Annotated in this window: 10 protein-coding genes; all 10 read left to right on the forward strand. The window is 40.8% G+C overall.

The window, feature by feature from the left end; genetic code table 11:
- Position 1: 1 nt before the first annotated feature.
- The 10 genes from QRN68_RS07715 to QRN68_RS07760 all read left to right on the forward strand — a co-directional run bounded on the left by QRN68_RS07715 (position 2) and on the right by QRN68_RS07760 (position 10,545).
- Positions 2-1,369, forward strand: coding sequence for a cobyrinic acid a,c-diamide synthase CobB (locus tag QRN68_RS07715; protein ID WP_285396193.1), 1,368 nt, complete (start codon positions 2-4; stop codon positions 1,367-1,369).
- On the forward strand, positions 1,362-2,000 hold the full coding sequence (locus tag QRN68_RS07720; protein ID WP_285396194.1) for a precorrin-2 dehydrogenase/sirohydrochlorin ferrochelatase family protein: 639 nt from the start codon (positions 1,362-1,364) through the stop codon (positions 1,998-2,000). The genes QRN68_RS07715 and QRN68_RS07720 overlap by 8 nt, the downstream gene beginning before the upstream one ends.
- Positions 1,997-2,764: a uroporphyrinogen-III C-methyltransferase gene (gene cobA, locus QRN68_RS07725; RefSeq protein WP_285396195.1), complete on the forward strand. Its 768-nt coding sequence runs from the start codon at positions 1,997-1,999 to the stop codon at positions 2,762-2,764. The genes QRN68_RS07720 and cobA overlap by 4 nt, the downstream gene beginning before the upstream one ends.
- Positions 2,765-2,788: 24 nt before the next feature.
- Entirely contained in the window at positions 2,789-3,349 is a 561-nt protein-coding gene (locus QRN68_RS07730; RefSeq protein WP_285396196.1) for a nitroreductase family protein, read from the forward strand.
- Between the two features lie 14 nt (positions 3,350-3,363).
- The gene (locus tag QRN68_RS07735; RefSeq protein ID WP_285396197.1) at positions 3,364-3,900 is read left to right on the forward strand and encodes a cob(I)yrinic acid a,c-diamide adenosyltransferase; all 537 of its coding nucleotides are present in this window, start codon (positions 3,364-3,366) and stop codon (positions 3,898-3,900) included.
- A 595-nt stretch (positions 3,901-4,495) separates the two neighbouring features.
- Positions 4,496-5,995: a cobyric acid synthase gene (locus QRN68_RS07740; RefSeq protein WP_285396198.1), complete on the forward strand. Its 1,500-nt coding sequence runs from the start codon at positions 4,496-4,498 to the stop codon at positions 5,993-5,995.
- Positions 5,992-6,828: a class I SAM-dependent methyltransferase gene (locus QRN68_RS07745; protein ID WP_285396199.1), complete on the forward strand. Its 837-nt coding sequence runs from the start codon at positions 5,992-5,994 to the stop codon at positions 6,826-6,828. Before QRN68_RS07740 ends, QRN68_RS07745 begins: the two co-directional genes overlap by 4 nt.
- Before the next feature lie 97 nt (positions 6,829-6,925).
- Positions 6,926-7,858 carry a ribonuclease Z gene (rnz, locus tag QRN68_RS07750; protein ID WP_285396200.1) on the forward strand — a complete coding sequence of 311 codons (933 nt, stop codon included), beginning with the start codon at positions 6,926-6,928 and terminating at the stop codon, positions 7,856-7,858.
- 363 nt (positions 7,859-8,221) lie between these two features.
- Positions 8,222-10,216, forward strand: coding sequence for a methyl-accepting chemotaxis protein (locus QRN68_RS07755; protein WP_285396201.1), 1,995 nt, complete (start codon positions 8,222-8,224; stop codon positions 10,214-10,216).
- Positions 10,217-10,314: 98 nt separating this feature from the next.
- Positions 10,315-10,545: an acyl-phosphate glycerol 3-phosphate acyltransferase gene (locus QRN68_RS07760; protein WP_285396202.1), complete on the forward strand. Its 231-nt coding sequence runs from the start codon at positions 10,315-10,317 to the stop codon at positions 10,543-10,545.
- Positions 10,546-10,824: the final 279 nt, after the last annotated feature.

Consider the following 10,824-nt stretch of genomic DNA (forward strand, 5'->3'; position numbering starts at 1 on the left):
TATGCAAACAAATCGTTTTGTACTTGCTGGTACTGGCAGTGGAGTTGGTAAAACGACTTTTACCATTGGACTCATGAAAGCATTACAAGAAAAGGGCAAAATTGTGCAGGGCTTTAAATGTGGCCCCGACTATATTGATCCTACCTATCATACTGCTGTTACAGGACGAGTATCGCGTAATATTGATAGCTGGATGTTTTCCCATGAAGCAGTGCGTGATATTGTCGCGCGTGCGAGTATGGATGCAGATGTTTCCATTATTGAAGGCGTTATGGGCTTTTATGATGGAAAAAGTCCGTTATCTGATGCTGGCTCTGCGGCAGACATTAGTGTTGTAACAGAGAGCCCAGTTATTTTAATTGTCAATTGTGCAAGTATGGCACGAAGTGTAGCGGCGGTTGTGAAAGGTTTCCAATTACTATCTGACAAACCTACTATCGTTGGCGTTATTGCTAACCAAGTCGGAAGTGTCGGGCATTATGAGATTGCGAAGGCTGCCATTGAGCAGGAGTGTGGTATCCCTGTTATCGGATACTTGAAGCGTGAGGAAGGAATAGATATTCCTAGTCGTCATTTAGGGTTAGTGCCAGCGATTGAACGGGGAGAACTCGATACATTTTTTGATAAGCTAGGCTCTTTAATGACAGAGACGATTGATTTAGACAAATTGCTTGAGTTAACAAAGGCTCCTGTTTTACAAGAATCAGGGCAATTATTTGTGGAACAATCGTCTCAAAATATTTGCATTGCTGTAGCAAAGGATGCTGCGTTTAACTTCTATTATGAAGAAAATTTGGCATTGTTACGTGCAAAAGGAGCTAGGCTACAATTTTTCTCACCTCTGGCGAATGAACCTGTTCCAGCTGAAGCTGACGGTTTGTATATAGGTGGGGGCTTCCCGGAGGAATTTGCTGATATATTAGCGGAAAATTCCGATGTGAAAAAATCTATTCGTGAAGCAATTGCCAAAGGTCTACCGACATTAGCCGAGTGTGGAGGCTTCATGTATTTGACAGAGGCTATTACGAATAGTAATGGTGACCGTTATGACATGGTAGGTATTATTCCAGGTGAGGTAGCGATGCAAACAAAGCTAGCGGCTCTCGGTTACCGTGAAATTTTTGGCACACAAAATAATTTTTTAATTGGTACAGATGAAGAAGCAAAGGGACATGAATTCCACTATTCAAAATATAGCGGCACACATAACACACCAGCTTACCAAACGAAAGGTCGATTTGGTAACAAACAAGAGGGCTACCAAGCAGGAAATCTAGTGGCTGGCTATACACATTTTCATTTTGTATCTAACCCAAAGCTTGTTGACAACTGGTTAACAGCTTGTAAGAAGGTGAAAAATCATGACTAATTATTTTCCTATTCATATTAATGTTGAATATAAAACTGTAGTAATTGTTGGTGGAGGTCACGTTGCAACACAGAAGGTAGCTTCACTGCTCCCAGCTAAAGCGAATATTGTTGTTGTTAGTCCTACCCTTGATGACTCATTACTACCACTTGCTGAATCAGGTCAAATTACGTGGCGTGAAAAAGCGTTTGAGCCACGTGATTTAGATGATGCAATACTCATCATTGCGGCAACAAATGATACGACAGTAAATGAAGCTGTACAAGAGGCAGCGCAGCATTGGCAGCTGATCAATCGGGCAGATGCACAGGCGGAGAGTGACTTTATTACACCAGCGACAGTACGCCGTGGTCCATTAGTGTTAACTGTATCAACGTCAGGTGCCAGTCCAGCATTAGCGCGTAAAATCAAAGCGGACCTCGAAGAGCAATTTGATGACGTTTATGATGATTATGTATGCTTCCTACAGCAAGCGCGTTTAATGATTGCTGCTAAGTTTGAAAAAGGTCCACAAAGACGTGCAGCATTACAATCATTACTTGAACCGAGCTTACTAGAATGGACGCGCAGTGGAGAGATTGATAGACGTGAGGCTTATTTACAACAATTACTGATGGGAGAAGCGCGATGAAAGACGGAAAAGTATATTTAGTTGGAGCTGGGCCAGGAGATCCAAAGCTCATTACAGTGTACGGGCTAGAGTGTATTCAAAAGGCTGATGTCATTGCGTATGACCGTCTTGTGAATCCAAAATTGTTAGAGTTTGTGAAAAAAGATGCTGAGCTTGTGTACTGTGGTAAATTACCTGGTAAGCATCACCTCATTCAAGATGAGATTCATACATTACTTGTCGAAAAAGCGCAGGAAGGCAAAATTGTCACACGTTTAAAGGGTGGCGATCCATTTGTTTTTGGTCGCGGTGCAGAGGAAGCCGAAATTTTAAAAAATCATGGTATTGCTTATGAAATCGTCCCTGGTATTACAGCAGGAATAGCTGCTCCAGCTTATGCAGGTATACCTGTAACACACCGAGACTTTGCCACAAGCTTTGCGCTCGTAACGGGACATAGCCGTGAGGAAAAAGGACAGGACTTTTTAAATTGGTCTGCACTAGCAACAGGTATCGATACAGTTGCCTTTTATATGAGTGTTGGCAATATTGCGTATATCTCCAAAAAGCTCATCGAAAATGGTCGTAAACCAACTACCCCAGTAGCAGTTATTGAGTGGGGAACAACAGATCAACAGCGTACCATTACAGGGAAACTTGAGGAAATTGCTAGCATTATTGAACGTGAAGGCTATCATAATCCTTCCATGATTGTCGTTGGCGAGGTCGTCAAAGTACGCGAGAAAATTCAATGGTTTGAAGAACAAGGACTTACTTTATCATAAATTTGAGCATAGGGAGGAAACAACATGACAGTAATTGAGGCTTTAAAAAATCGTCGAGCGATTCGCGATTACACAACACAGCCTGTTGAAAAAGAGAAAATCGAGAAAATTTTACAAGCAGCCACTTATGCTCCAAATGACCGTATGCGTGAGCCTTGGCATTTTTATATAATTCAAGACGACGCAATGAAACGCTATGAGGAGATGGCAAGTGCTTATTTACAGGAGCGATTCCCAACAAAGCCAAATTTAGTAGAAAGCTCGTTAAAAGTCGTTCAAACAACACCAGTTGCCATCGTTGTTACGGCAGATATTGTGGAAGATGATACTGATGCGACAGAAGATAATGTCTTTGCTGTATGTAGTGCCATCATGTCCATGTGGCTTGCTGCAGAAGAGCTAGGGCTTGGCTTCGTATGGCGTACACGCGGTGTAGGGCTAGTTCATGACCCGCGTATGCATGCATTTATTGGCGCAAGTGAATCACAAAAAGTAGTAGGTACAATCTTTATTGGCTATCCAGAAGAGCAGGAACTTAAAGACAAAAAACGTACCCCATTTGAAGAAAAAACAACATGGCTTTAAGGGAGGCTTGAACAATGGCTAGAAAAGGCTTGTTTTTAGTTTATACAGGTGAAGGGAAGGGCAAAACAACGGCTTCTCTAGGCGTCACACTGCGCGCAGTTGGTCGAGGCCTAAATGTACGATATATGCAATTTATTAAATCACCAGAGCGTACATACGGAGAGCAAATTGCTCTTCGTAAGCTTGGCGTAGAAATGGAGCAAATGGGAATCGGCTTTACTTGGACAAAAACACCAGAAGAGCATCGTGCTGCGTTAGCAAAGGCATGGAAGAAAACAAAAGCGGCCTTGCAAGACGACAGTATTGATTTACTCGTATTAGACGAGCTCAACAATGCACTGGCTATTACAAAATTCCCAATCGATGATGTGCTACCATTAGCCGAAGTCATTGAAGCCATTAAACAACGTCCGTCTACAATGCATTTAGTAGTAACAGGACGTAGCGCAAATCCAGCGCTTATCGCGATGGCAGATTTAGTATCAACCATCGATGCGACCAAGCACTATTATGACGAAGGAATTCCAGCAGTTAAAGGCCTAGAATTCTAATGATGCTCGTGCGTCGGGGGAATATCCGCGCGTTGTGGGGGGATACCCGCGGAACGAGGCGGAATATCCGCGCGTCGTGGTGAAATACCCGCGGAACGGAGCAGAATACCCGCATTGAAGAAATAACCGCGGAACGAGGTAGAATACCCGCGCTTTGAAGAAATACCCGCGGAGCGAGGCGGAATACCCGCGATTTGTGGTGAAATACCCGCGGAACGAGGCAGAATACCCGCGATTTGTGATGAAATACCCGCGGAGCGAGGCAGAATACCCGCGCTTTGAAGAAATACCCGCGGAGCGAGGCGGAATACCCGCGCGTTGTGGTGAAATACCCGCGGAACAAGGCGGAATACCCGCGATTTGTGATGAAATACCCGCGGAGCGAGGCAGAATACCCGCGCTTTGGAGAAATACCCGCGGAACGAGGCGGAATACCCGCGCGTTGTGGTGAAATACCCGCGGAACGAGGTAGAATACCCGTGATCTGTGATGAAATACCCGCGGCCCGAAGCAGAATCCCTGCGTTTTGCAGGGAAACACCCGCGAAGTAAAGTCTGCTCCCGCGCTTTAACTATAAATACGGAGGAAAAAGACTATGCCAGCAAAATCTATTATGATTCAAGGAACGGCTTCTGATGTTGGAAAAAGTATGATTTGTACTGCGCTATGCCGTATTTTATCGGATGATGGGCTAAAGGTAGTACCGTTTAAATCGCAAAATATGGCCCTTAACTCGTTTGTAACTCATGATGGCGGAGAAATTGGTCGCGCACAGGGGGTACAAGCTGAGGCGGCACGTGTTGTCGCAACTACGGATATGAATCCTATATTGCTTAAACCGAAGCAGGATATGGTATCGGAAGTGATTGTTCATGGTAAGCATTTTTTAAATATGGATGCCAAAAGCTATCGTAATCAATTCGTACAAGAAGCGATGCCGATCGTTGAAAAGTCGGTACGAACTTTACAAAATACATATGATGTTATTGTACTTGAAGGAGCGGGAAGCCCTGCAGAGATCAATTTAAAGGATCGTGATATTGCAAATATGCGCATGGCTCATCTAGCAGATGCAGCTGTTGTGCTAGTTGCTGATATTGATCGGGGTGGGGTATTTGCATCGATTGTTGGAACACTTGCATTACTTGACGATGCTGAACGGGCACGTGTAAAGGGACTAATCATTAATAAATTCAGAGGGATGCGTGAACTACTAGATGATGGTATTGAATGGGTAGAGCGAGAAACTGGTATTCCTGTACTTGGTGTTGTGCCGTATGTAGATGTCAATATTGAGGCTGAGGATTCGCTAGCACTATCTTCCTTACGCTTTAAAAAGCCAAAGCCTGGGGAATTCTCAGTGGATGTGGCTATGATTCGCTTGCCGCGCATTTCAAACTTTACGGATGTTGATCCATTTTTCGATGAGCCAGAGGTTGGTGTACGTTTAATTGGCAATGTCAATGAGCTTGGTACGCCTGACTTACTTATACTACCTGGAACCAAAAGTACAATAGATGATTTAGCGTGGTTAAAGGCACAAGGCTTCGACCAAGCGATAACTAATTTACGTGAACACGGCACAAAAATTATTGGCATTTGTGGTGGCTTCCAAATGCTTGGCGAAACGTTATTAGATCCGGATGCAGTAGAAGGGAATGGCGATTCAGCGCAAGGTTTAGGTTTATTGCCGATGGAAACTGTTTTTGTTGGCGATAAAAAAACTGTTCAAATGACAGGAACAAGAGGAAAAGATACGTTTACTGGCTATGAGATTCACCTTGGACGTACAAAAATTTTACGAGACGAGGTTTCACCTTTTTTACAACTTGCGGATGGTCGAGGGGATGGGGCAGTAAGTGTTGATGATCAAGTTATCGGAACATATTTCCACGGCTTATTCCATAATCGTACCTTTACACGACAGCTTGTCAATGACATACGCGTGAAAAAAGGGCTCGCTACTTTACCGAGCGATGTAAAAAGTGATGCAGAACGTAGAGAGGACGCTTACAATATGCTGGCAAAGCATGTCCGTGCTAATCTCGATATGAAAAAAGTATACGAAATAATGAATATAGAGGTACCTGTATGACAAGAAAAGGACCATTAGCCATTAATTATGAGGCATTATGGCAAGAAGGTATGAAAGATTGGCATGGTCATATGCCTGAAAGAATGGTCAATGATCAGTTGGAGGAACAGTTTTGGGCACAGTCAATTGCACGTAAAAAGACTGGGCAAACAGATCCTTATGCTGCGAGAATTTTCCAAGAAATAAAGAACACTATTCAACCAGAGTATTCTGTATTGGAAATTGGTCCAGGCTGGGGTAATTATACGTTTCCGCTAGCTAATACTGCGCGACAGCTAACTTGTATAGATAGCTCAGAAAGCATTCTTAGCTATTTACAAAATTGCATGCAGGATAAACAGCATGTGTCTTATATTCATGCGAAGTGGGAAAGTCTTACTGAGGATGAAGTAGAAGCGCACGATATCGTCATCGGTGTCAATTGTTTTTATCGTATGTATGACATTAAATCCGCCCTTTACCATATGAATCGTCTAGCTAAAAAACGTGCAATTATTGGCATGACAACAGGGCCGATTCAACCCCATTATGAAATTTTGTACGAAAAGTATGGCTACGATATTAAATTTCCACGAAGAGATTATATAGAATTTTTAAACTTGCTATATGAGATGGATATTTACGCAGATTGCAAAATCATCCCATTGGAAAGAGTGTATGAATACGAAAGCTATGAGCAGCTTATAACAACTCAAAGTAAAAAAATATTAAATACTAATTTTAATAGAGCACATGTTGAGGAGTCGCTCATGCCATTTATTGAAGAAAAGAATGGGCGGTATTATTATCGCCATGATTTCCATGCGGCACTCGTATCATGGGAACCTAAATAATATCAAAACCTTTGGAGAAAGCTAGTCACCAAAGGTTTTTCTTATTGTGAACGATAAGGTACAATAGAGCGATAGATATAGAAGTGAGGTGGCATATGTGCAACTACATTTTTTAGGAACAGGCGCAGGAATGCCTTCAAAGGAACGAAATACAAGTGCCCTGATGGTAAAGCTTTTAGATGAAGTGGGGGAAATGTGGCTTTTTGATTGTGGAGAGGCGACCCAACATCAAATTTTGCATACATCCTTAAAGCCCCGTAAAGTAACGAAAATATTCATTACACATTTACATGGTGACCATATTTTTGGTTTACCTGGCTTTTTAAGCTCTCGTTCATTTCAAGGTGGGGATGAGCCATTAACAATATTTGGCCCGCAAGGTTTACAGCAATGGATTGAGCAAACCTTTGCCTTGTCAAAGACGCATTTAACCTATCCATTACATTTTGTTGAAGTCCATGAAGGTGTAATTTATGAGGATGAACAGTTTACAGTGAGTGCAAGTGAATTACGGCATGTAGTCCCATGCTTTGGCTACCGTATTGAGCAAAAGGACTTGCCTGGTGAACTGTTACTGGCAAAAGCGCAAGCACTTGGTGTTCCAAAAGGACCTTTGCTTGGGCAATTAAAAAGCGGGAAAGATGTGGAGCTCGACAATGGCATCATTGTCTATGCGAAAGATGTTGTCGCTCCCCCTAAAAAAGGCTTTACGCTCACTATTTTAGGGGATACAAAATATTGTCCAGAGGCTGTTTCATTAGCTAATGGAGCAGATATCGTTATTCATGAAGCGACCTTTGATGGTACTACGACAGATTTAGCAGCCAGCTACGGACACTCTACAAATGTCGAGGCGGCAAAGGTGGCACAACAAGCAGGAGTAAACTATTTACTTCTGAACCATTTAAGTGCCCGCTTCCTACCTCACGATTTACCACTGTTTTTAGCGGAAGCACAGAAGATTTTCCCGCAGACCTACTTAACATCCGATCAATTAATATTTACATGGCATAACAATAAATTATCCTAGAATAATATTTTGGTAAGAAAGAACCTTTTAGATGATTCGTCATTTAAAAGGTTCTTTCTTTTAAATCGCTACTTTAAGACTAGTGTGATTAATTTGTTAATTATTAAGATTTTGTTTGTAAATGTCCTAATTATGTTACTCTATTGTATTTTCTCCTCTTTTATGAAACTGCTGGTATTATAGTCTTTTTTGTCTAAGTGTTTTCTCCTAATTTTAAAAATAATATAATTTCTACAAATTTGTGACGATTTTTTTATTATTAAAAATTATTATATTAAATTCATAAAAAAGTAATGAAATATATAAAATTGATATTGTATGATGAAATGGAAATAACCGTATATTTTAGGGGGAATTGATGAGATGGGGAAAACAATGAAATGGAAAATGCTGCTAGAAATCATGTGCATTGTCGTATTTATTATCGGTGCATTTTCTATTTATATTTATCAAGCAACATCTAAAAGTGTAAAGAATAACGGGGAGGCACTCGCTAATTCCATCGTTATGGGAATGGAGGGTGCTATTCAATCAAGAGAAAAAGCGGAAGAAATAATGGAAAAGGAAATGATTGCTGAATCAGTAATGGCTTCTTACATTGTCGATAAAGGCGCTACACATGAAGATTTGAAGGCGATTGCTGAACGTGGAGGCATTGATGAAATATGGAGTACGGATGATAAAGGAAATACCACCGTCACTTCTGTAGCACCGAAAATTGATTTTAACTTCGGTTCTGATCCAGACGGACAAGCCGCAGAATATATGCAGCTATTAGATGGACGTGCAAAAGAAATTGTACAGAAGGCGCAAATACGTGATGTAGACGATAAATTTTACAAGTTCGTTGGGGTAAGTAGTTGGAATCCAGCAACACCTCAAATTGTACAGGTTGCTCGACAAGGACAGCAGCTATTAGATTTAGAGGCTAGTATCGGTAGTGAATATTACATTGATCAGCTTAACAAATCATTATCCTCAACGGTCCTTTATGCAGCTGTTGTGAATGACAAAGGTGAAACAATAGCAGCTACAGCAGAAAGAAATCTAGCGGATATTGGTTTTTTACCAGCAAAATTTTCAACGCAAAAAGCATCTGAATTTTCGGGACGTTATGATGGAACACGTGTTACGCAATACGTAAAACCGTTATCAAATGGTACATATTTAGCTATCGTTGTTTCAAATGAAGTACTTTCACATATTTTGATAGGAACAATTATTGCTTCATTAATCGTTGTGTGTGTCATTTTCGTCATTACTGGTTTTTCTATTTCTAAACAGGTCTCCCGAATTGTAAGTGTACGCGATTCACTTGAGGACATTAGTAAGGGCGAAGCGGATTTAACAAAGCGAATAAATGTAAACTCTAAGGATGAGATTGGTCAATTAGTAGTATCATTTAACGGAATGATGGAAAACTTTCAATTCATAATGCGTGAATTGAAGCAGGAAGCTAGCCAAATTAAGGAGGCAACATACATAATTCAAGAAAATGCACATCATACACTCGATTCATCTGAAATCATTCAGGAAGAATCTAGTCAGGTTGCTCAAGCATCTTGTGCGCAACAGCAAAATACAGAAGACAGTGCGTTATCAATGGAAGAATTGGCACGCAGTATCCAACATATTTCCGAATCCATTGTTGAGGTTTCTACCATTTCTCGCAATACAGAAGAAAATGCGAATAATGGCTTACAAATTATGAACAAGTTACAAAAGCAATTAGTGGAAGTTCATGAAAAGACAAATCTTTCGGTAGTAAGTACACAAGAATTAGAAAAATTATCTGGCATGATTGGTGAGTTTACAAATGTCATTACTGGAATTTCAGAACAAACAAACCTATTAGCGCTAAATGCATCTATTGAAGCGGCCCGAGCAGGTGAAGCGGGTAAAGGATTTGCTGTAGTGGCAGAGGAAGTTCGCAAATTGGCAGAGGATTCAAAGCTAGCAGCTGAGCGTATTTCTCAAGTTGTGATGAATGTACAAAGGGAGACAGCTAACATTGTATCAGTCATTTATTCTACTGCTGATGTATTAAATGCTGGTCGATCTGTTGTCCATGAAGCACAGCAATCTTTTGAAGGCATTAACAATGATGTCCAAGTAATAGCAGAACAAGTAGATTTAGTATCGAGTACAACAGAGGAAATCGCAGCCAGCACAGAGGAAGTCACGGCTACGATGGAAGATGTATCATTATTGGCAAAACAGACTTCAGCAAGCGTTGCCGATGTTGCTCAAAAGGCTAAAAATCAAGCAGTAAGTATGAATGAAATGACATCGATTATTGATAAGTTAAATGCAACAGCAGATAATTTACAACAATCAGCAGGCAAATATAAAGTCTAAATAAAATAGATAGTGAAAACGAAGATTTGGAATATTAAAGAAATATAATGCAGTTAATAGTAGATTTGCGTATAATTGAATAAAGGGGAGTGGTTTATATGAATCAGCAAAAAATGCCACCAGCACTATTACGTTTAATCGTTATTTTTCCAAATGTGCTGAGTTATTTATTACTATTTGGCCTTATTGTTTTTGTTAAAACTAATTATGCCACATTAAAAGCAACGGACAACTTAACGGTTTGGCTTATTTTTATCGCAGTGCTTGCACCAGCTGCTGCCTACACAACATTCAGCATTGTGAAGAAAATTCGTGCTGGACATATGTAAGCTAAATTACAACACGTGTATTCGTTAGATTTCTAATGGGTATACGTGTTTTTTTAAAGTGTGAAAAATTAATGGTTTTGTTCTGTTGTAAATTTCCTCTCCCCACAGCTGGAATGTAAGCGAAATGGTCAAATATTTATATTTTAAGTCAGGTCTGTTGATTGCTACGGGCTCCCCGCTTTGTCACTGTCGCTTCGCTTTCGCACAGATAAAACAATTTGTCACTGTCGCTTCGCTTTCGCACAGATAAAACAATTTGTTGCTGACGCTTCGCTTTCG

Origin of the sequence: Lysinibacillus sp. fls2-241-R2A-57 (genome assembly GCF_030209535.1) — a bacterium.
Classification (GTDB): Bacteria; Bacillota; Bacilli; order Bacillales_A; family Planococcaceae; genus Lysinibacillus.

Coding starts and splice junctions, on each gene's coding strand:
- QRN68_RS07715 (WP_285396193.1), top strand. CDS start 2: ATGCAAACAAATCGTTTTGTACTTGCTGGTACTGGCAGTGGAGTTGGT.
- QRN68_RS07720 (WP_285396194.1), top strand. CDS start 1,362: ATGACTAATTATTTTCCTATTCATATTAATGTTGAATATAAAACTGTA.
- cobA (WP_285396195.1), top strand. CDS start 1,997: ATGAAAGACGGAAAAGTATATTTAGTTGGAGCTGGGCCAGGAGATCCA.
- QRN68_RS07730 (WP_285396196.1), top strand. CDS start 2,789: ATGACAGTAATTGAGGCTTTAAAAAATCGTCGAGCGATTCGCGATTAC.
- QRN68_RS07735 (WP_285396197.1), top strand. CDS start 3,364: ATGGCTAGAAAAGGCTTGTTTTTAGTTTATACAGGTGAAGGGAAGGGC.
- QRN68_RS07740 (WP_285396198.1), top strand. CDS start 4,496: ATGCCAGCAAAATCTATTATGATTCAAGGAACGGCTTCTGATGTTGGA.
- QRN68_RS07745 (WP_285396199.1), top strand. CDS start 5,992: ATGACAAGAAAAGGACCATTAGCCATTAATTATGAGGCATTATGGCAA.
- QRN68_RS07755 (WP_285396201.1), top strand. CDS start 8,222: ATGGGGAAAACAATGAAATGGAAAATGCTGCTAGAAATCATGTGCATT.
- QRN68_RS07760 (WP_285396202.1), top strand. CDS start 10,315: ATGAATCAGCAAAAAATGCCACCAGCACTATTACGTTTAATCGTTATT.